Annotated in this window: 17 protein-coding genes; 8 read left to right on the top strand and 9 right to left on the bottom strand. The window is 40.7% G+C overall.

The window, feature by feature from the left end; translation table 11 throughout:
• Window positions 1-11: 11 nt before the first annotated feature.
• From AB4Z08_RS09580 to AB4Z08_RS09560, 5 genes are all read left to right on the top strand, one after another.
• Window positions 12-254, top strand: coding sequence for a hypothetical protein (locus AB4Z08_RS09580; protein ID WP_441573955.1), 243 nt, complete (start codon window positions 12-14; stop codon window positions 252-254).
• Window positions 255-1,364: 1,110 nt separating this feature from the next.
• Window positions 1,365-2,834, top strand: a complete 1,470-nt coding sequence (locus tag AB4Z08_RS09575; RefSeq protein WP_441573507.1) for a P-loop NTPase fold protein — start codon at window positions 1,365-1,367, stop codon at window positions 2,832-2,834.
• 85 nt (window positions 2,835-2,919) lie between these two features.
• Window positions 2,920-3,963: a hypothetical protein gene (locus AB4Z08_RS09570; protein ID WP_441573506.1), complete on the top strand. Its 1,044-nt coding sequence runs from the start codon at window positions 2,920-2,922 to the stop codon at window positions 3,961-3,963.
• Window positions 3,964-4,088: 125 nt separating this feature from the next.
• Window positions 4,089-4,349, top strand: a complete 261-nt coding sequence (locus AB4Z08_RS09565; RefSeq protein WP_441573505.1) for a hypothetical protein — start codon at window positions 4,089-4,091, stop codon at window positions 4,347-4,349.
• Window positions 4,350-4,808: 459 nt separating this feature from the next.
• Window positions 4,809-5,855 carry a restriction endonuclease gene (locus tag AB4Z08_RS09560; protein WP_441573504.1) on the top strand — a complete coding sequence of 349 codons (1,047 nt, stop codon included), beginning with the start codon at window positions 4,809-4,811 and terminating at the stop codon, window positions 5,853-5,855.
• A gap of 38 nt (window positions 5,856-5,893) precedes the next feature.
• Here AB4Z08_RS09560 and AB4Z08_RS09555 read toward each other — a convergent pair whose 3' ends face one another.
• From AB4Z08_RS09555 to AB4Z08_RS09545, 3 genes are all read right to left on the bottom strand, one after another.
• Window positions 5,894-6,982 carry an AlbA family DNA-binding domain-containing protein gene (locus tag AB4Z08_RS09555; protein ID WP_441573503.1) on the bottom strand — a complete coding sequence of 363 codons (1,089 nt, stop codon included), beginning with the start codon at window positions 6,980-6,982 and terminating at the stop codon, window positions 5,894-5,896.
• Window positions 6,966-10,067: a sacsin N-terminal ATP-binding-like domain-containing protein gene (locus AB4Z08_RS09550; protein ID WP_441573502.1), complete on the bottom strand. Its 3,102-nt coding sequence runs from the start codon at window positions 10,065-10,067 to the stop codon at window positions 6,966-6,968. The genes AB4Z08_RS09555 and AB4Z08_RS09550 overlap by 17 nt, the downstream gene beginning before the upstream one ends.
• Before the next feature lie 142 nt (window positions 10,068-10,209).
• On the bottom strand, window positions 10,210-10,578 hold the full coding sequence (locus AB4Z08_RS09545) for a hypothetical protein (RefSeq protein ID WP_441573501.1): 369 nt from the start codon (window positions 10,576-10,578) through the stop codon (window positions 10,210-10,212).
• A gap of 54 nt (window positions 10,579-10,632) precedes the next feature.
• Here AB4Z08_RS09545 and AB4Z08_RS09540 point away from each other — a divergent pair, with 54 nt between their 5' ends.
• The 3 genes from AB4Z08_RS09540 (at window position 10,633) to AB4Z08_RS09530 (ending at window position 13,376) form a co-directional block, all read left to right on the top strand.
• Window positions 10,633-11,748, top strand: a complete 1,116-nt coding sequence (locus AB4Z08_RS09540; protein WP_441573500.1) for a hypothetical protein — start codon at window positions 10,633-10,635, stop codon at window positions 11,746-11,748.
• Between the two features lie 48 nt (window positions 11,749-11,796).
• Entirely contained in the window at window positions 11,797-12,186 is a 390-nt protein-coding gene (locus AB4Z08_RS09535; protein WP_441573499.1) for a hypothetical protein, read from the top strand.
• 278 nt (window positions 12,187-12,464) lie between these two features.
• A complete protein-coding gene (locus tag AB4Z08_RS09530) occupies window positions 12,465-13,376 on the top strand; it encodes a DUF2726 domain-containing protein (RefSeq protein ID WP_441573498.1) in 912 nt (303 codons plus the stop codon).
• 219 nt (window positions 13,377-13,595) lie between these two features.
• On the opposite strand, the gene AB4Z08_RS09525 is transcribed toward AB4Z08_RS09530, so the two are convergent.
• The 6 genes from AB4Z08_RS09525 to AB4Z08_RS09500 form a co-directional block, all read right to left on the bottom strand.
• The gene (locus tag AB4Z08_RS09525) at window positions 13,596-13,916 is read right to left on the bottom strand and encodes a DUF6804 family protein (RefSeq protein ID WP_441573497.1); all 321 of its coding nucleotides are present in this window, start codon (window positions 13,914-13,916) and stop codon (window positions 13,596-13,598) included.
• Window positions 13,917-13,926: 10 nt separating this feature from the next.
• Window positions 13,927-14,274 (bottom strand): hypothetical protein, encoded by a 348-nt coding sequence (locus tag AB4Z08_RS09520; protein ID WP_441573496.1) that lies wholly within the window; start codon window positions 14,272-14,274, stop codon window positions 13,927-13,929.
• A 342-nt stretch (window positions 14,275-14,616) separates the two neighbouring features.
• Window positions 14,617-15,627 (bottom strand): hypothetical protein, encoded by a 1,011-nt coding sequence (locus AB4Z08_RS09515; RefSeq protein ID WP_441573495.1) that lies wholly within the window; start codon window positions 15,625-15,627, stop codon window positions 14,617-14,619.
• A gap of 22 nt (window positions 15,628-15,649) precedes the next feature.
• Window positions 15,650-17,761: a hypothetical protein gene (locus AB4Z08_RS09510; RefSeq protein ID WP_441573494.1), complete on the bottom strand. Its 2,112-nt coding sequence runs from the start codon at window positions 17,759-17,761 to the stop codon at window positions 15,650-15,652.
• Between the two features lie 10 nt (window positions 17,762-17,771).
• Window positions 17,772-19,208: a hypothetical protein gene (locus AB4Z08_RS09505; RefSeq protein WP_441573493.1), complete on the bottom strand. Its 1,437-nt coding sequence runs from the start codon at window positions 19,206-19,208 to the stop codon at window positions 17,772-17,774.
• A 541-nt stretch (window positions 19,209-19,749) separates the two neighbouring features.
• Window positions 19,750-20,061, bottom strand: coding sequence for a hypothetical protein (locus tag AB4Z08_RS09500; protein ID WP_441573492.1), 312 nt, complete (start codon window positions 20,059-20,061; stop codon window positions 19,750-19,752).
• Window positions 20,062-21,388: the final 1,327 nt, after the last annotated feature.

The raw sequence follows: 21,388 nt of genomic DNA, 5'->3' as shown, positions 1-21,388 counted from the left end.
AATTTTATTCTATCGATATCACCGAAGACGCCGAGTATGTTTTTTATGTAAATGGAAATGACAAAGTCCAGCTCTCACTGGGAGGTAAATTGCTGATAAATGCCGAAAATGCCCCTGGCATGTTTAAGGCCTCCTGTATAACAACCTTATCAAAAGGTAGATATCCCCTTCGACTAGAGCTGCTGCATTCCACAGCAAGGCTTGAACTAACCCTTATCATTTATTGTAGCAGATCCGGAATTGATAATTGGTAAGAAAAACCAAGTCCTTGCTTTTTAAGCGACCCGGTAATACTCACTTATGTCCAAACCGGTTACCCGATTTTTAACATGAAAGCACTTCATGTAGATTAAGGAAGCAGATAACCAACCAGTAACTCTTTCTTTTCAACCCACTCAGTCATCTTGTTTTCAAGGCACTGCAGGTAAACAGTTGCCACTTGTTTCATAAAACCTTATTGTAGAAAAAAATCCACAAAATTCCATGCTTTTTGTTAATCATGACATTGACCATTAAAGTCTAATTCCACTACAAACCCTTATTGGTGGCTCATCTTGTAATAAAAAAATAGTTAAGCATTTCTTACTAAGTTCTTATTTCCACTTTTCGAAGTCTGTTTGGAATTGATTCACACTTGAGGGCAGAAATTGGCGGACATTTACTTTGGATGAAGGACAAAACCTCATCCAGAAAACATGAGTTACATCACCTACGTTAAACGTTTCGGCAGCCACTGCCGTAGTCCAAGCAAGAACTATTTTGCTGAAGCATTATTTGATTTAAGATGTCCATTAAACCGGACTCACTATGGAGAAAAAGAGCGCTTCTGGAGAAAGAAGCAACAAAGTACGCTCGTTTAGGAAACGCGCTGGCAGAATTAGAAAAAAGCGACTGCCACATAAAGTACCTCTTAGTCCGGAAACTAAAAAGTGGGAATTGGTATACAAGATCCTATGTAAGGCGCACGACTGCCTTATATTACTTGTATCACTTAAGCCAATCATTATTATAATGATGGACCGCTTTTAAACTTGAAGTCCTGAATGTTCGCTGCATTCAGGCTTCTTGTTTTTGAACCATTACTTTAACAATGAAAAGTAACAATTGTTGAACGAAAATAGCATTGATTTTCATTCATTTCAAAAAATAGTAAAAAAAACTACTTTTTTCACTATATCAAATTAGCTATGAAATACTTATCAATTATCATATGATCGTATATTGCACTTGTCGCTACGCAATAAAAACGATTTTTTAATGCGTAGTTAAGTAAAAATTAGGCTTTGCAAGATTTTTTGAATCAGTGGACCTTTACTATATATTAGCAAAATCTATTTCCTTACTAAATACCTACCATTTACTACATGGCAATCCCTTATTTCAAAGAAGTATTTGAGCATCCGATAGCGGAATTCTCCAAACACCTCGGGCAAGCGTCCAACGAAAGGATTTTCTTCTCCGGAAAATATGGTGCAGGAAAGACCACTTTCCTTAAAGATTATTTTGAGCAGGTCGACGTTAAGAAAGAATATGAAGTCTACCACTTATTTCCTGTTAATTATTCCATTTGTTCCAACGAAGATATTTTCAAGTATATTAAGTACGATATCATTCTGGCAATGTTGGAACGCCATGATGAGTTTCCAGAAGAATGCAAAGGGTATCTTAAAACCTTTCCTAAGTTCTTACTCAAAAATATGGATAAAGCATTCGCCGCCCTTATTGCCATGATTCCAGAAGTAGGCAAAAGTATATTGGAGATGTATGAAAAACTGGGAGCGCTCAAAGATGCTTACCTCACGTATCATGACCTCCAAAATCAAAATGATGGCGATAAACTTCTAGAATATTTAGACACATTAGAAAGCAAGCCTGGTAGTTTAGTAGATAATGACATTATCACAAAAATTATATCCGCTAAAATATCTTCCAATAAGCCTAAAAAATCCATACTTATTGTTGATGACTTAGATCGTCTTGACCCTGAGCATGTTTTTAGGATTTTAAATGTTTTCGCTGCCCATTTTGATACAAATGTTAGTTCGAGGTCTCGCAATAAATTCGGATTCAATCAAGTTATCATTGTAAGTGACATTGAAAACATTCGCAATATCTTCTACCATAGGTATGGTTTACAAGCAGATTTTGCGGGCTACATCGACAAATTCTATAGTACTGACATTTATCATTTCGATAATCGAGCGGCAGTATCGAAAGTTGCTAATAGTATACTTTCCTCCTATACGGTAAACGGTGATAAAAACACTGCAGGCAAAATTTATTTGGCAGACCGATGGGTCGGCGCAATAATAACTCACCTCATCGAAAAAGGAGAACTCAGTTTAAGAGGCATTTTAAACACCCACGGAAAAGATTTTTCCTATCATGAAGAATCGGTGGATCTTTTGGATAACCACCTTACTGATGCCTGGCGGGTACCTCTTATTTACAAACTCAAATACCTTGCTGACTTATTGGGAGGCGCAGGCAGGTTAGTTACTAGTTTGAAAAAATTATCCAGTGAAAATATCTCTTTACGACATACTCGGCTTTATCTAGGCAATTTGCTATATATCCTAAATTATGAGTTTGCTAATTCTAATTATAATCAACCCTTCCTGGTAGATTACCAGGGCAAACAATTTTTCTTAGAGGCTCAAAGAGATTTCGAATATGATTCGGATATGATAACCAGAGTGGAAATGTATAGAGTTGTACTCTCAGGTGAAAAAGAACTGGGCAAAGGTGAACCATACTATGGCCAACTTAGAGAATACTGGGACCTTTGCATCCAGGTTGTCAACCGTTTAATGGTATTAGGCTACCTGAGGTAGTCTTCTAAAAACATCTTCAAAAATTCAGTTCATTCATGAATTTTTAGCGAGAACACTGATCCCTATATTCTTTAAGCCCTTTTACATGACTTTTATATTTGGATACATCTACAATGGAGCGGTGCATATCATAGCCGATTCTGTTGAAACAATATCGGCTGCGGGAAGACCGGATGAAATCTTACCAGAAGAGTTTTCCAGTACGATGATTGAATCATCAATTGTCAAGGATGAACAATTGATGACGGAGTGCGCGCATAAAATTTACAACATCCAGGATCGATTAATACTAGGCTTTGCCGGACAGGTTTCAGAAGGAACTAAAATGATTGAAAGGTTAGTCAGTGGCTTAGTGAAAACGGATGATATGAGAGCGTATATTTCACGAATTTTTGATCAGGAAAAACCCCGTAAAACTGAATACATAATTGGTTTCATGGAAGAAGAAAGACCTTGTATGTACTGTTATCGCTCTCCATTCGAAGAATTCAAAATGGTCCGAAATCTCGCTTTCAGTAACATTGGTAAGAATGAATGGGTGCCACCGGAAACAATTGCAACAATGCTTCGGCTTGCATTCGAAAATTCGCATAATCAAGATGATCTGTTGATCACCGCCATATCCACTATCCAAACGACTACCATTGGGATGAGAACTTTAGAGCAGGGGGTAGGTGGATATATTAACGGCGTATATATAGCTAACAGCGGGATACACTGGGCAAAAGACACCACATATGTGCTTTATAGCAGTCTTCATCAGGATAGACCAGAAACAATCTATAACATTGCGAAGTACAACCGGGATAATGCTGTATTTATACAAAAAAATGGACAACTAAAAATCTTTAGAACTGAACCCGATCTAACAGGCGAAAACCTTGAAAAAAAATGGAGCGAACACTTAGAGATTCTTGCAAATAGTAATATTTCAGATTATTATATTCTACTCTCCTACGATAAACACGTCATTTTTCTCATCAATAACAAACTAAACAATTCCTGCAAAGTTTTTATAAAAAAAGGAGCACTGACCTTCTCTCCGGATCTTGTCAAAGCCAACACCCTTGCCCACAACAGGCGAAGTGATCCCAATGCTCCATTTATATTGGTAAGCAACCTTCCCTAAATATGAAACACGCCACACATTTAACCTTTTCCCTTAAACCACCTTAGAAATACCTAACACTGATAGTACATTAGTTGACAAAGAAGTGTAGTCTGTAATAGACGTTTACAACACAAACTATCTTAATGGAAAAAACTAAAGAGTTGGGTTATGGCCAGGAATTCTGGGCTAATGACAATGGTGCCCCCTATCCTGCTCACCTACCACAGGAAGACTTGCGGCTATTAGCTTATAAATTTACCAGTTATCTGTTGGGGGTAATTGATAACGCCGAGGTAAGGTGGTTCAGGTCCATGATGGCAAAGGCTTTGATTGGGAAATCTCACAATTCAGCGAAGGCACTGATGTTAAATCCAAGCCTTGGCTCTCCCGGAAATATACGTTAAGCCTCTAGCCTTCCTGGAGAGTATGTGGATGCCATGATCATTGGTTATGTGGTCTAACACCGCGTTGCCACTATTCAGAAAGATAGGACCAGGCTATGCAATAGATTGTAGACGAATTCCGAATAGAACTTAAGAATAAATATAGCAGCGGTCGCCGCAATTGGTTCTTCCCGCAACTTGATAAATACCTAAGAAACAGAAACTGGACTAATATCATTAGCATCCGTCAAAAGAGTTTCTCTCAACAACCAATAAAAGTAGACCGGTGCAAAAAAGAAATAAGAGACGATGCCAAATGTCGCAGGGAAGTTAAAATATGGCTGAATGCCTCTCTATAGATCTAAAAATATAATTCTTGAAGACCTTTGTCCATTAGACTGTGCAATCCACTTTCTCTAAATTACCTATATTTAGACCCTATTTCTCAGTTAGAGAGTTAAATTCAACGAACACTTAAAGATGTTAATAGAAGATATTCAGTTTGACAAGATATCTCCTGCAAAGTTTGAAGAATTATGCTTTGAGCTCTTATTTAGAATGAATTATCGAAACATACGCTGGAGAGAGGGTGGGGCTGATTCAGGACGAGATTTAGAGGCAGAAAAAGAGATTGAGCTATTTGGGATACAACATTTTAAAGAAAAGTGGTTCTTTGAATGCAAACATTACCAAAATGGTGTCCCTCCTGCGGAGTTAAATTCGAAAATAGCCTGGGCTGATGCTGAAAGACCAGATCACCTGGTCTTCTTTGTCAGTTCTTATCTAACCAATGCGTCACGGAGTTGGATAGAAAAAATTCACCCTAAACCATACAAAATACATGTCATAGAAGGCAAGGAGCTTAAAAAGATACTCATCAATTTTCAGGATCTAATTTATAGATTCTTTAATACTGATCTTATCTTACAAATAATTAAGGAGGCGCAAAAGAATTGGTTGCTACATCGCATTTTTCCTGATTGCGAAGCGCTGGTAACCATTTTTGAGAAAATTGACTTTGATAAGCTATCCACAACAGACATTGCGTTCTTAACTACCTCCTTTCATGTCCGATATGATTGGCTGAAAGAACAACTTGACAAATACTATGGCGTTAAAGTAGAGAAATGTATAATTCCGCTAGACGTACAATTAGCTCATATCAATACCGATAAAAATGCTTCAATCATTAACATAGAAGACAAAATAGATGTTTTAGCTGATAATGGTGATGTGATTGATTATGACATCGAAACCAATTACGGCTTTATCGCAGCGGAATTAGCCTTTCATAGGCATAAATATCTGGGACTTTACGCCCTACTCAGAATTGATGACAACAGTGCCATTGAGATGTTGTCCATATGCACTAGCAGTTTTGAGGCCCGAATAAAATTAGTAGATGATTACAGCCCAGCCTATTTCAAAAATGCGCTTAAAGCACTAGGATATAGAGAAGAGAATATATCAAGGATTTCACAAACAAGTCCATTAATGACCTCTCCGCATTTTCCGCCGCATAAATAAACAATACATAAAATTTCACTTTACCTCTTCCGCTGGCTTCACAGCGCCGCCAGTTTATATTTATCAATAGCTGCCCTATCTGTCAAATCAACTACTTCTGCCAGGAACAACAGCTTTTCCAGCAGTCCATCAATACTTAAAGAAAAATAGCTTCCGATATCCAGGCCACGGGCAGCCGGGTAGTTGGTGAGGAATTTTTCATCAATGATGCCATTTCTATGGGCAAACAGGTGCCGGATCTGCAGAATGGCCTCTACTTTGTTTTCCCTGTCATCCACTGAAAATATATGGAGGTTTCTTATCAAAGCATTTTCAGAAATGAATCCCTTCACGCTTCCCTTCTGCATCTTAGCAATCAGACTTTTCGCGTAGCTCTGAATAAACTCCTCCATGTCGTTACATTTCAGCACGTCCTCCAGGCTCACCTGCTTTTTATCTGACCGGAGGGTCTCCGGCTTTGCCAGCCAGATTTCATACAGCAAATTGGATAAGTACAACTCAAAATTATCGACGATAGAGGAAAACAATATCCTGGTAAGTATACTTCCCTCCTTTAAGGGAGAAGGAGTATCTGCCCCGGCGGGATACAATAATTCGGGTAGATTATCAATGATTTTTAATGTCCCCTGATAGTGGTCTATAAACTGGGATTTAGCATCTGTCGTCACCTGCAAATACTCCTTTAACGTGTTACTGGCCGACAAAATGGGCCTGTAACCTCCAGGTCTAAACGATACGGCCTGTTTATTGAGCTCGACAGTTGTTTTGTCCTTTCGAGTATAGGCTTTCTCCTCGAGTGCGACCTTTTCTGCCGAAGGCTGTACCTCAATTACGAATAGCTGGACATTGTCCCAGTTGTAATATCCATACCTAATATCCGGCGTAGGCTTTAAAAGCCCTTGCGCTTTCTGGGTAATGGGGATGACGTTAAAATCGGCAGGTAGCCCATTTACCTCCAGTCCTTTTTTCTCCACGTAGTCCGCACCTAAAACAATATATCCCCCGCCACTATTGGCAAAGCCGGACATAATCTGTGCCAGCTGCCTGGACGGAGGTAAAATAGGCCGAATGTCAACGTTGTGCGCATTGGCTGACAGGTAGTCTTTAATTTTATCTATTAATTCCATCTATCGGGATTCGGTTTATGTTAGTAGACCGCAAAATCTTTCCCAGCGTCAAATGAAATGGCACTGTCTTTCCATCCTCTACCCAAAGCTCTGCATTGGACGTGTCCAATGCAGAGATTTCCGCTGGATAAAATATTAGTACCTCCTCATTATCAGAGGGCCGTACTACAACAGTAATATAAACGCCATGCTTTTTGATGCCCGCCAGTACAGTCCTAGCATGATCTTCCAATTCGGTCGTATCATAGTTGGATAATTCCGATAGATGTTTAATCACATTCTCCCGCGCTCTTTTGATCATTGCATCTGCTCTTAAATACATATCCAGTGTTGGTGTGGTATAATGCCTAAATATTTCACTGTCAGCACTTGTTCCAATTAAATTATCATATTCCTCCTTTGAAGTGATCCCCGAGGCTGCCAGTAATTCCACGGTAATGGGCTCTCTCTTCTTATTCTTTTTCCTGTTTCCATTTTCCTCCAACAGCTGCTTTAGGTCCTCCATAGACTCAATATCATAATCCTTCATCACCGCGTCCAGTTCCTCTACCTTCTTCATATTATCAGAGATCTCCTCGTCATCGTAGAGCTTATGTTGATGATAATATAAGTCCCCAAATAGCGCTGCTGCTTCTTGGTCATTCTTCTTAAAATATCGAAGCAAAAGTTTAAAGGCTTCCTTTACCGCGGCAGGGCGGGGAATCGTGGGAAGTGACTGTTGTACAAGCGTAACAATTTCCGTTGCTACTTCTTGCCCGGTAACAGTCCTATTTTCTGGTAACTCGAGCCATATATCCTTATCTAGTAGCGTCGATTTATAATCTACCCCAAATTTTTCCGCGATGAGTTTAAAGTCCTCAGGAATACTTCCGTCATCCAGATCCAAATTATCCTTAATAACAAAATTGCCATGCTGATTAGGCAAAATAGGGTGCTTCTTTAAATTTAGGAGCGCGTCCTTGTCATTGTTCACAAGAAAGCGTACCAGGTCATGTAAAAAAGAAAGGGTGTTGTCAAGACCCAGGTCGGCCGTTAACTGCTCCAGCGATGCAGACGCGGCAACCATCTTAACAATTTCTTCCAGCACGATCTGATCTGCATACTTCCAAAGATCAGCATCCTTTACGTTAGTAATAGTCCTTTCTACAATCTGGTCACCAAATACCGCCTTGGAAAAATGATAGAGCTCGCTCCGATATTTTTGGGGCTGCTCTCCCTCCGAATAAAGCGAAACAATGAGTTGAGACGCAGCTACTTTATTAGCCCTTACCACTTCTGTCTTGGTAAGCTGGGCATTTATCTGACTTATAGCTTCACTACCTTTGTATACACTATATTTAACTTCTCCTGTGCCAGCACCAAGAGGCACTAACTTTTCTCTAATATCGATTCCAACTGTTGATAGTATATCTTTTAGTACTTCTTCCATTTCCCGTTCCACATTCAGCTCACTGCGTTTCTTGAAAACACCATGCTGATTAGGGATGACAATATGCTTGTCGCTTATAACTTCTTCTAAAAAGATTGCGTCCAGGTTCATAATTTGATAAAACCGGCGCAACCAAATTTCCCCGCTCCCCTCCTCAACATTCAAAAAATCTTCCAGCCCCTCTATGTTCTTTTGTTCTTTGATAAGACCTGCCAGCCTGCGAAGATTTACCATTGTGCTGGTAGTCCATATCACCTGCGCCCAGTGATGTACGTCCTTTTTCAATGGAATTTCGTCGCTCGCGTACGTTTCGCATAATACCCACACCCCTTCTCTGATTTCTTCTGTACCGCCATCCGGAAATTGCAGCACATAGGTATCCCCTTCTTTGATAGCGCGCCTTCCTGCCGCGGTATCAACAATGGGCACCGTAAGTAACAGCTCCCGGAGATCTTTTAACACCTGCTTGTCAAACCATTCTTTCGATAACCACTCTGACTGCACCGCAGATCTCACCTTTGCAAGCATATATAAACGCTCCCACTTATGCTCACTAGCATATTTTAGCAGCTCTTCAAATAAGGCTACAGCCTCGTACATAATACCTTCATTTTCCCGTACTTGATCAAGGGCCTTGCCACTTAAATAAACACCGTTCCGGGGTTCATTGATATTAAACTCCGATGCATTTATGATAACCGGGAAAGGAAACTGTTCTGAGCCAATAAGCGGAAAATCGCAAAACAGCATTGGTATCTCCTCCGGAAGCTCTTCAAAAGCATACTTCCCCTTCTTAAGCTCCTCCACTTCTATAGCGATAGCCGCCTTATCTCCACGTACTACAACTATATGCCTACTTTCATCCGAACCCATCAGCTCCGATACCTCATTAATAGTAATTATCTCGATACGGGTGTCACGAATACTTTTTCGGCCCAGTACTTTATAAGCTATTCCGCTATGCTCAATAAGAACTTCGGCAATAGCATCAGAAAAAGCCAGTGTATAGGGGAGCGACACGTGCAGATCTGACAATCCTGTTGCGGCAACATCCAATTTCTCTTCATCAAGCTCATAAACAAAACTGGTATTAAATGCCATCGGGTCCAAATCCTGGGTATAATCCGTTGATAGTAGTACGGCGCGGAGTTCATCCAGGGAGGTAGTTGTCGTTTCTACGATATCATCAATTTCAGCAGGGCTTCTGTCTAACTGAATGCTAAATTGCTTAAATGGCAATTCTGCCTCTTTGATATATCCATGTACGGTAACTACTTCTGAAAGCAGGTGTGTACTTAAAAAACCTGTCCCGAACTTACCTGTAGTTCTCCTTTTATTGGCCGGATCCTGTTTTCTGGCTTTGCTGGATACCTGATGAATAAGAGAAGTAATGTTATCTACATCAAATGGCCGGCCATTGTGAGAAAATGTCACCTGACCGGAGGGCTGGCCCTCTACCAGATTAATTTGCACAGATACAGGCATATCATCATAGGCCACATCTTTGGCATTTTGTAACAATTCCCAGATCCACCTTCTGGCTGCATTGTCGCCGCTACCCATCCGGAGTTTATCCATCAGATCGAGTATCTTGGTTGCTAACAAACGATCAGTGGCCTTATCTCGGGAATTGCTTAATATTTCAGCATAATTCATAGTTAACGATCTTTCGTATTAATGCTTTTCACACTGGAATTAGTCTTCTTTAATGGTTTATATCTGGTAATTTAATATTAAAATGTCAGTTTTTAGACCCCTTTATGATTTTGGAATCCAGCAAGATCACCTTTCATGGCCTCTATGTTCTCCGTTTCAACCCATCAAATGCCAGGGGATCAGCAGTCCGCGGGTACTCGCGAATCCTACTTACCGATGGAGCTGCTACTAGGTTAAACTTTTCCTGTAAGTCATAGCCATATCGAATCCTAAAGCGCCGGTCTTCAAGCACACGTCTAACGCGTTCTTCTAACCGCTGCTTTTGTATAATTTTGAACTGTTGGCGCTCAGGCAGTTTACGTTTCCTTTCTTTTGTCTTATCGACTTGCTCAGAGGATTTCTCCATCTGGATGCCTTGCGCTTCCATCAGCCTATCCAGCTTATCATTCAGCAGGTTAAGCTTTTCTTCCAGCCTTCTAAAATCGGTGACAGTGGGTTGTTTTTGTTCCATGGTACCTATGTATAACTTCTAAATTAAGTAATTTAAAGTGCTTAAATCGCTTACATGAAAACCCAGACTTTTACCCGACAGCAGTTATACGATAAAGTATGGTCTACCCCTATCACCGCCATCGCAAAACAATTTGATATTACCGACGCCGACCTTCGGAAAATTTGTAAAGGGATGAGCATCCCGCTCCCACCTAATGGACACTGGCAGAAAATAAAGTATGGAAAGACTGTAGTGCAGCTCCCCTTATCAGGTGACTATGAGGGCAAGGAGAAAGTAACCCTTAACCAAGTAGATGAAAATACACCTAAAAAGCCTACCAAGAAAGAAGCGGCCACCCGGCTTCAGGGGAGTATCAAGCTCCCGGAAAAACTGACTAATCCGGATCCCCTGGTTATTTCGGCCAGAAAAAAACTAGCGGATCAACGCGCAGATAGCTTTCAATATATTGGCATGAAAAGCTGCAATTGGGAGTACCTCGACATTAGAGTAGCAGAAGAAAACATCAATCGTATTCTGCTCATCATTGATTCCTTTATAAAGTCGTTACACACGACAGAAAATGATCTACAGGTAAGAAATCATTCCACCTATGCTCTCGTCGATGGCCAGGACTTTAAGATATATTTTCGGGAAAGAATGAAAAGAACCGTTGTTAGCGACAAATCCTGGGCAAGTAGTGCCTATTTGCCGACGGGGCTGCTGTATATTCGCATTGACGGGTACTATCAAAAAGAATGGAGCGATGGAAAACTTAAGTTGGAAGAGCAACTGGAGCTTATCATCTCCTATCTGAAGGAAAAAGCAGCTGAGAAAAAGGAGCGTGATGCAAAACGGGAAAAGGAGCGGCAGGAAAAAGAATTGGAAAAACAACGGCAACAAGTGTTTGAGAAAAGGCAGGAAGAAGAGCTGAATACCTTCAAAAACATGTTATCCAGTTCCTCGCGCTGGCATAAAGCCAGCGACCTACGAAGTTATATAGCCGCCGTAGAAGATAAGGCTAATGCTCAAGGGCCTCTCTCCTCTGAATTAACTCAGTGGCTTATCTGGGCACGAAAAAAAGCAGACTGGTATGATCCCTTCACCGAAGACAAGGATGAACTATTAGATGACGTGGATAAGGAAACCTTGACCCTTAAAAAGAAACCCGCAGGCTATCTGAGCTGGTAGATAGGAAATTTTTCAGTTTATTCAGCTAGACTTACGGATCTAATACATATGAAATTAAATTTCTTCAAACGATCCAGTCCCGTGGCTCCTGACTTCGCGGCGCTGAAAAAGTCTCCCATAAAAGATCACTATTTTTACCGGGCACCCCAATGGTACTGGCTCAATAGTGACTTGATAACAGTCATTGACAGTCATGGCCCCAGAATGATCACTATGGATCCGTGGCTGCAGATGATCTTTCTGGATGCTACCGGGAAACTGACCATTACCGAGTACGTAGACTTTATAGCCGATAAGTATAAAAAGGAGATCCCAGCCGATCTGAATACGATCATTCTATCCATGACTGACCTACTCTTAAAAGATAAAGTAATCTGCCTCTCGCTCGTACCCAGGGAACCTGACCTGGAACATAACCGGCCCCTTAGCTTTAAATAGTAATGATAATGAAGATGGTTACCATCATAAATCGTTTTAACGAACAACGTGTCGATTTGATGAACACTTTCAACCCTAAAAAAACTGGATAATTCGCTCCCAAGCCCTTTTTTCAGATTTCATAAAAATCATTTTACTGGAGACTATGTTGCGTTGACTTGTTAGTCTCGAGACCAATTTGAGAAATTCAAATTTATTGACTGTGTTTTTGACGAGCACCAATGTTTAAACTAAAAATATTAGCAAAAAATTGTAGATTAGATTATTAATAGTTGGCAATGAAAAAATCTGTTTTCGACAGCAAAGAAGAGGAAAAGCTTTTCAAAAGGTTAAAGACCTATTGGAGCAAGTATTTAGATGTTTTTCCGCAACTACCGCCGAGGAATGTGTTTGGCTATGATGAAATCATGAAGTCAGATATGAAGACTAGTGCAAAAGATTTCTTGCTTAGAACCAGTTTTGATTTTGTGATTTGTGATATCAATAACCACACACCATTACTGGTGATTGAATTTGATGGCCTGTCAGGCGGATTTTCGAGGCAGGCGGAGTATTTCATTCAAAAGCCATTTCGAGATGATCCACACCGGGAACTGAAAATGAATACCAAGCTCCAGGCTTGCCGAGATTTCAATATCCCTGCCGTGGTTGTTTCGTATCAGGAATGCTCTCTTTTAGAGGAAAGCGAACAAATGATCAATATTTTGGATGTGATAATTGCCGATGCCATAGAGAAAAGCGACCATGCAAAAAACTATGGAAAATATGTTGGCATGCTCACTGAAGCTTATGATTATGGCGGCCAGGATTCAGTTGATGATGCGATGATTGAAATAGAAATGATGAGTGAGAGGGCCAATCCTATAAAAAGAAAGATACTTGAGTTAACCAAAAAATTCCCGCATTGGGGCACCCAATTTTATTTCGCAAAGCCTGACGGGCATGGAAATCTTAGTGAAACTTTTAACCTCGATATTGATATCAATACCGTTGAAGGCGTGATGTTTACCAAAAGGCTACTATCGGTAAATATCAGCATAAGACAGGCGGGAGCATTTACAAATGATCCAGTATTTCTGCTCAATACCATTGGCGAATATTGTCTTGCTATGAAAACTAAGAAAGCCCTGGGTTTTGATTGGAAAAACTGGACGGAAGCGAGGGAAAAAGCCGAATGGGTCAGGTATTGATTGCTGCTGAGCAACAACAAATTGCCGAAAAATACAACTTAATAATAGATTAGAAAATGACAATATCAATGGGAGACGTGAAAGATCCTGAGCTTAATTAGATTTTAATAAAAGAAGAAATATCACTCTTATTTAGCTACAGACGTTAAAAGAATCTACAGGTAATAGGTAAAATGCTACGTTAAAAAGTTACGGAGTGCTACTTTTCGGGGTGACTTCCTACTTCCACTCCCCTTTATTCACCTTCCTTAAATCCACTACCAGTGTCCCTAATAAAACAACTATCCAGATAACGTCAACTATATTCCATAGCGTCCTTCCCAGTGGTGGTTTTACAAATGGACTAATCATAAAAGCTGATACCGCCCATACAATACCAAGATTGGTATACTTTCTTTTAAATGCCTCCACACAAAAAAGCAGAAACAGCGTAAATGCTACATACCTGAAAAACACATAGGATCCATAGGGCATTTTTAGTAAGCAAATACCACATAGGATCATCAATACTACTTTTAAAAACCAGATCAGATAACGCATCAACTAAAAGTTACTTAACACTGATAAAAAGCTGCCGATCCCTATCATAAAGCATGACCTCCAGTGAAAGGTTTAACGCCTTACTTACCCGGAGTACATACTGCTGCATACCGGTAGACAGCTTTACAAAGGGTAGTACCACATACAGACGACTGATCTTAATCTCCTTTTCCCAAACTGCATAATAAATCAACTGTCCGACTGCTTCCCGCAGGCCCCGCCGCAGATCAGTATCCGTCTTTATTTCGTAGATATCATAACTATTGCCCGCTTTCTTTACCACCACATCGGCCAGCTTTCCACCAAAACTGGTATTATCGGAGCAGATGCTACCTGCGGCAATACCTTTCCTTAGCAAATATTCATATAGGGCTACCTCACTTTGATATAAGTTTAACTCTATCCTTTTCTTTCTAATGTGGTCACCAAGGGTTAAAGGCCTTTCTGGATATGAAAAATGGTAAAGTTTTTTACGTTGTTGGGGGAAATCTAAGGTGGCACCCAGTAGTACCTCCAATTTGTTCAAAACTCCCAGTTGTCGCCTTGCTTTCTATTATACTCACACATACAAACGTTTATAGAAATTAAGCCATTAATCACCTTTTTCCCTGTAAGATCAGTAAATTTGGGTTTTATTTCTCCTAGAGGTACTGCCCATTGACTTCACTACTCCTGAATAACTAGTTACTCGTAAGTCACCTCATTTTTGAATTACTATCCTATTAATACCAATCACCTTACCCGTATCGGTTTGTATCTCCCCTTTAATATACACCAGTCCAGTGTAGGAGGTATCCTGCAGCCAATACTCAGTCGAACATTCTCCCTGATCATTAGTAACCGATGTGTTAAAAAACGCGCCGATGTGTTTATTGTTTGTAGTAGAGTCATAGAACTTTACCGTTAGCCCAGGTGATACACTGCCAGGCATACGTATCAGCAGGGCTTTGATGATCGCTTTTGAAGTAAATAAGGGACCTAAGACATTGGTTCCCGGCTCAATGAACATCTGTCTAGGCCAGGAGGTAACAAAATGGATATACTGTTCCCGGGAATAATTATCGATCGTTACGTTTACCCGCACTACCTCTGCGCGGTTATGTTTGAGCAGCGCCCGTGTAGTGTCGTTAGCGGCTGCCTGTACGACATAATTGGGGCTTCCATTAGAGAAAGTGCCCTTATCTGATGTGAAAGTAAGTTGCCGGCTGCCGGAAGGAATATCTGCCTTACGGGTAACTGCCACTAACTCTGCATATGAATAGCTATCTGCCGCTATGCTATCCTTCACAAGATAAACTTTTAGGGTATCGGTCTGCACTTTATAGAATTTCAACACTATCGTTTTGGTGACCTTTTCGATACTTGCTTTCACATTGGTAATTGCCGCATCAGATGCCAGCACAAATACATGCACTTCTCCTTTACCATCAAATGGAGATTGTATTTGGGTCAGGCCATTGTTAAATTTTCCCGGTGCGGAAATTTCCAGGGATACCTGCCTGTACTTCTTTACCACACTGTCGACTGCTTTTACCACTATTTCGGCGTAAGTTTTACCATCTGCCGGGATGCTGTCATTTACAGCTGTCAGAGATACAGCGGCGCCGTCCAGGGGAACATTGGTAAGATCAGGAGCCATTAGCTGACCGGGATCATTGCTACAGGCGAAAGTTAACAGTAAAAGCAAAGAGCACAATAGGAATTGTTTCATGATGACGTATTGAACGTGATTACTAGTTTTTCTTGGTGGCAGCACGGAATAATGATTTACGGCTACCCGAAAAGGGTGTATAGGTCAGAGAAATAAAGCCGCCGGCTTTCAACTCCTTGAAGTATTCGGCCCCCGCTGGTTTTGTGTCATACAGAATCTTTTGAGTAGCCATGGCTTCGTAATTGCTCTTCAGCCGGTTTACCTGAGTGGCCGCCAGTCCAGCGGTAAGGGCCAGTTGCCGGACGTCACCAAAAAACACGGAAGCGCCCCCGAGATAACAGATACGTGGCGATGTTTCTATGGTAAGCCCAGCCCCAGCTGAAAAGCCGGCACCAATAGATGCTCCAAACTTCCACTCAATATTGGCAAGGGCGGCAAAGCCCATAACAGGAAGACTATACCCACTTTCAACCAGCCGGTACTTGGAACTACCAGATACCACATTGCTGTCGCCGCTAACCGGCTGCCAATCATAGGTTTTATTCTGCATGTACCGCTCTATGGCCATGAAAGAACCGCTGCTGAAGCTAAAAAACGGCCTTCCTAAAACAGGCATATCGGCATATGAGGAGTCATAGTAAAGGGGCATGATGGCCTTCTTGGTAACAAAAGAGGTATCCCAGGGTTTTACCGTAATGATCAACTCCAGCCGGTTTCCGGTAGCGTAAATAGGAGGGGTTAGGAATTCGTTATTCTGCTTGCGGATGTTATGCACAAATAGGTAGAGGAACTCCAGGTCTTCGTCACTAGGCAATGTCGTTTGCAGCGCCGCTACATTTTTATATGCAGCCAGGCTTTGTTCAATCTCAACAATTTCCTGCGAAAGGTTGGGCTGATTACATAGATTTCCCCTATCGGTACTGATCTCCGCTTCAAGGGGAACTCTTTTAGCTGAATCAGTTTCTGCAGCCAGTTTCTTTTGGTTGTCTGCTATCCTTTTTGCCAGATCTGTACAGGCTTTCAGTACCGCCTGTTTGTCGGCCAGTGCCTGCTGCTGGACAGGCGTTTCTTCTTTGGCAACTCGCTGAAGATGGGAAAGACTTAGGCGTAGATTAAATAGGGAGGTAATAAATTCTTCATAGGATTGACCTATCTCATTTTCGCCACAGCACGGAAATTTGTTGCATAAATAAAATGCATTCAACCTTAATGCACGCAGTTCATTATAATTATTAAAAAAGGTTGCCAGGTCTGACTCGAATTGATCTACCTGTCCACTGAACCCAGGATTCGCGCTCATGGACTTAGGCAAATTGGAAGAAAGAGAATTTAACAGTGTGCCCAGCAATCCTGTTGAGTCTCCTGTAAAAATTGCTCTGAATAATGGCGGCATCTCACTTTCATAATGAACGTCTGTTCCTTCAATTTTAACTTCATAGAGATAACGATTTACATTTACAATCTTTAACTGAAAAGCCTGCCTTGGCCATAATTTATATTTGCTCAAGTTCAATATCTCCAGTTTATCACCCTTGCTGTCTTTTTTCAGGCGATAGAAGGATTTACAGGAGAAATCATAATAGACGAGTGACTTAGAGTATTTGAAATCCGTTAAACCACAGCTTTCGCATGCTTCATTTTTTTCTTCTCCCTTGCCAGAATGAGAATCAACTTCCCTACTACCATTGTTTTCATGTCTCGAACCGCGAGCGCCTTTTCGAATTTCCTTCAGCGAGATGCTAGTGCCTACTCGGTCTGCTGAATCCGCGAGATAAACGATGAAAAGATTTTCCACTAATTTACCATTTACATTCGAACCGAATACAGGATCAGCCTGCACCTTGCCACCAGCAATAAAATTAAAGACTATCTCTCCCCCTGGCGCGATAACAATCGGGGGAGTTGTCAGCATAGAAGAGTCGGCCGCATTGCCGATCCTTATCCCGGTAGGTTGATTGCGCTTGTTGTGTATGATAACATTTCCCATTGGAAAGGGTAATTTTCCAAATTCGGAAACCAAATTACCATGAGGATCCTCCATGAGGCCTTTATTAGCATCAATAAAAACTAGTTTACTTTCTTTGACACCTGTGATATCAATCCTGCAAGCTTCAGCCTTTTGCGCCGTTGACTGCGCCTGTCCTGTAAATGCAAGTATTAGCAAGAGCAAAAGGGAAATAGGGGTACGCTTCATTTTTAAAATATTAAAGGAGATCAATTTTTAATCTTTTTTCAATCTCGGTCATCTTAATGGCATAGGTAAAACATTTGTCCCCACCTACTACCATCCCCAGTACTTCGTTACTTACACGATCGATCACCAGGGAACCAGAATCCCCTTCGATGGTGAGTGACTTGTAATTTGCGCCTACCCTTTTGGTGAGTACCAGCAAGTCTTTCAGTTCCCATCCTTCTGGGTGATCTTTATACACAAGCTTTTGTGGCCAACTATCATTATGCACCAATCCATAAACCTCGTTTCCACTCATGCCGCCATAGATGCGTACCTGCGTGTCGGCTACAACATCGTCTGAAGTTACCTTACGAATCTGTTTGGGATTAAAGATGGCCCCATTATTAAATGCATGGTCTGTTGTCCTGATACGCGCAATGGCCGCATCAATGGTTTGGGTACGTTCCCCCTCTGTTAGCTCACCAAGCGGCAGCTCATTGCTTCCATCCCTGTAGAAAATTTTATTAACGTCGGCATTGGTGGAATCCAGTTTAAGATCCGTGAGGCCACTAAATACATGATAACAGGAAAGAATATGCAGCTCATTATTTCCTTTTTTCTTAACCACGCAGCCAGCAGTACCGATACCATTGACTTTCTTATTGTTGCCAAGCAGCATACCCCCACCAAAAATACCAGCCTGCGCGATGGCATGCCCGGTGATGATCTTATTTACTGGTATAGGCACTACCAGACCGCTGCTAAGGGTAACGTTGTAATGGTCAGCGACCTGGCTTGTATCTGCATCCTCGGTAAAATGTACTTCCAGGCAGCCTACTTTGCCCTTGCTGCCAAAGATGTACCCCGGCCCAACACTAATAACCCCCTCTAATTCTGCAATAGTTTCGTGATGTTTTTCATCGGCCAAAAATGCAAGGCTGCCTTCCGGCGTATTTATAAAGTCATCGAACTGTTCGATGGTTTCCGGTAACTGAAACGTTCGCTCGTCATTTAATTTGCGCTTTAAGTTTTTTACCTCCAAAAGCAGGTCCAGCAGGTCATGCCAGAATTTTGAACCCAGAGAAATGAACAGCGAAGTGAGTATACAACCAATAATAATTTCCCCTAATGGCTCATGGTAATCTTTTATAGCACGTTCAGCATCTTTATACCACCATAAGGTTTCATTAGCCCTATCCATATACCGGAACATTGAAAAGATGTTCGCTTTGGCCAAAAAAGCGACCGTAAAACCGGAGATAAGGGCAAGCCAGGCAATTCGTCGTTCACGAATCTTTTCACAATCCGGATCCTCTGACTGGGTGCGGAAAGGCCCACCTGGAATAAATTTCCAGAATTTACGGCCTTCTGGCACTTCTGGTAAATTGAGTTTTAAAAAATTGGATATCCGCTCACTGATGAGGCTAAGTAAGAAGAGTAAAATAACAATAGGGATAAATACTTCCATCGTAATGTATTTTTTGATACACATAACAACTCAATGACTTCTACAATGAAGACATACAAGCCAATTAGGGAGTAGTGATACACTAATTACTATTTAGGGGTTGATGTGGTTATTACATAAAATTTAATGACTATTTTCTGGTCTTTAATTGGAGTTTTATACTCTTGCTTGCTGCCAGTTACCTGGTATTGGGGTACGCTACACCGATCAGTTAAGTGCCTTGTTCGCCAGATTAGCTGATACTTTCTAAGTTAGTTCATAATGTGGAATATAGCAAATAATTTATAAGTTATGTATTATAATTTAAAACGGTTTCGGTTCTTTAAATGTCGATTGAGTATGACATTAGTGTAAATTACAAAATATTAAAGGGTTGGAGTCTCTCAAACTTTTCATAAAAATTCAGATTAATACAGGGTGGATATTTCGGCAAAAGTGGTCAGTGAATCCGCGTTTAAACTGACAGGGGATTTCGCTTCAAAGTGACCACCCATTTCAGAGCAAAGTGGCCGTTTTAGTGCTTTTAAGCGACAGGCTTCCACTACTGGCTACGGGGCCATTTACGTGCAATCGGCTTTATCCACTCACTATCATTCCACACTATTTTGCAGAGCCGAGCCGCCACTGGTGTCTGGTTAACCAGCGTCACCTTGCCTTTCTCTCTCTTAAATAAATGCCGGTAGTTATTAACTCGCGCGCTTACCTGGGTGGCAACTGGCATCTTTCCGTCGGAAGGTTTCTTCCAGGACTCTTTCTTCTTCTTCGCTATATGCGCTGCAATTTCTGCCACCGTGGGCGGCGCTGGCGAAGCCTTGATCGTTTCAATAATCACCTCGTGTAGTTTTTTTGCCATATACCTGTGAGAGAAGTTTGGGGCTGATAAAATTAGCTCTTCTCCTATAAAAAGACATATTCATTTTGTTCAGCTCGAGCTACCTGTCCTTCTACGATCAGCCGCAGAAAGCAATTTTTAAGCTCCTTGCTAATGACATATCCACTTTCTGCACCCAATGAAAGATTAAATATCGCTTTCTGAATTAAACTATCTATTATAATTTTAAATACATTAAAAAGGAAATTCTTTTAACAGACCGGATTTAAAGAAAACTCCTACATAAAGCAGCTAAAGAGAGCGCTTCCAGTCACATCGCAACAACTTCCATCATACAACTTATCGGCATATACGGTAACCACACTACAAAAAACACCACATGAAGTATAAGTCTATCATAAGTTTCACGGGATCATTGCTGATGTGTTTTTGTTAATCATTCGTTAATCAATTCTTGTTTATGATTTCCTTATTGTCAAAATGATACTCAAGTATTTAATTTGTATTCAATATCAAAATGAAACTACTTTTATCGTCTAGTTAGTCACCACCGAGTTGCTTATTTTGTCAATCTATTGTAACCGTGAATCAGTAAAGCTTATTTGATCTTACTTACTATCAGAATGGTTATTCTCCAGCATTACATAATGAATTAAAAAATGGCTCTAAAAGTTAAAACATTCATATACTTCATGATGTTGACTCATGGAAGTATATGAATGCGCTAAACAAGAATTAGAAAACTAGAGAGCGTAGAAGTAGAATACCACTAATAATACAGTACCACTTCGAAACAAATGATGTCACATATTCAGTTAAATGCGACAATTCAATTACAATCAAATTAATTACAACAACTATATGTAATAGTTTGATACACATGCTTAACAGCGTGTTAAAGTCTCTCATTTTATATGAGTTTTTTTTTACTAATTATCCGCCTCAATCTTTCCCAGGAGGGGGCGGATTTTCACTGTTAAAGGTAAAAAACACGTTTCCTGACCCTTCATACTAAGTATATTGTAACTAGTGATTAACAACGCCTTAACACATTGTTAATTAATAGCTTCGATCTATCTACATATTAGATTACTCTTAATATGAGATTCCCAACTAAAGAATAGCCAGGAATTGATTACTTAGATAATTGCCAAAAAAATAGCAATTAAGCAAAGAACTACTCAGAAAGCAAGCACACCTTGTGTCGACTTGTTATCTCGAAGCTAATTTGTGGATGTCAACATTATTGACTGTGCATTTGAAGAGACCGCCAGCATGTATCCTATGGTCTTCAACATTGATAACCCGGAAGCTTGAGGCCCAGGTCAGTAACAGTAAGGGACCTGAA

The organism is Chitinophaga sp. RAB17 (genome assembly GCF_052114225.1).
Taxonomy (GTDB): Bacteria; Bacteroidota; Bacteroidia; order Chitinophagales; family Chitinophagaceae; genus Chitinophaga.
The sequence above is the reverse complement of the archived record's forward strand: the minus strand, read 5'-3'. Positions and strand labels throughout refer to the sequence as shown.

Bases quoted from the DNA above. Each gene is read 5' to 3' on its own strand.
- AB4Z08_RS09545 (WP_441573501.1), bottom strand. From the start codon at position 10,578: ATGGAACAAAAACAACCCACTGTCACCGATTTTAGAAGGCTGGAAGAA.
- AB4Z08_RS09535 (WP_441573499.1), top strand. From the start codon at position 11,797: ATGAAATTAAATTTCTTCAAACGATCCAGTCCCGTGGCTCCTGACTTC.
- AB4Z08_RS09540 (WP_441573500.1), top strand. From the start codon at position 10,633: ATGAAAACCCAGACTTTTACCCGACAGCAGTTATACGATAAAGTATGG.
- AB4Z08_RS09565 (WP_441573505.1), top strand. From the start codon at position 4,089: ATGGAAAAAACTAAAGAGTTGGGTTATGGCCAGGAATTCTGGGCTAAT.
- AB4Z08_RS09570 (WP_441573506.1), top strand. From the start codon at position 2,920: ATGACTTTTATATTTGGATACATCTACAATGGAGCGGTGCATATCATA.
- AB4Z08_RS09555 (WP_441573503.1), bottom strand. From the start codon at position 6,982: ATGGAATTAATAGATAAAATTAAAGACTACCTGTCAGCCAATGCGCAC.
- AB4Z08_RS09500 (WP_441573492.1), bottom strand. From the start codon at position 20,061: ATGGCAAAAAAACTACACGAGGTGATTATTGAAACGATCAAGGCTTCG.
- AB4Z08_RS09510 (WP_441573494.1), bottom strand. From the start codon at position 17,761: ATGAAGCGTACCCCTATTTCCCTTTTGCTCTTGCTAATACTTGCATTT.
- AB4Z08_RS09525 (WP_441573497.1), bottom strand. From the start codon at position 13,916: ATGCGTTATCTGATCTGGTTTTTAAAAGTAGTATTGATGATCCTATGT.
- AB4Z08_RS09515 (WP_441573495.1), bottom strand. From the start codon at position 15,627: ATGAAACAATTCCTATTGTGCTCTTTGCTTTTACTGTTAACTTTCGCC.
- AB4Z08_RS09550 (WP_441573502.1), bottom strand. From the start codon at position 10,067: ATGAATTATGCTGAAATATTAAGCAATTCCCGAGATAAGGCCACTGAT.
- AB4Z08_RS09530 (WP_441573498.1), top strand. From the start codon at position 12,465: ATGAAAAAATCTGTTTTCGACAGCAAAGAAGAGGAAAAGCTTTTCAAA.
- AB4Z08_RS09505 (WP_441573493.1), bottom strand. From the start codon at position 19,208: ATGGAAGTATTTATCCCTATTGTTATTTTACTCTTCTTACTTAGCCTC.
- AB4Z08_RS09575 (WP_441573507.1), top strand. From the start codon at position 1,365: ATGGCAATCCCTTATTTCAAAGAAGTATTTGAGCATCCGATAGCGGAA.
- AB4Z08_RS09560 (WP_441573504.1), top strand. From the start codon at position 4,809: ATGTTAATAGAAGATATTCAGTTTGACAAGATATCTCCTGCAAAGTTT.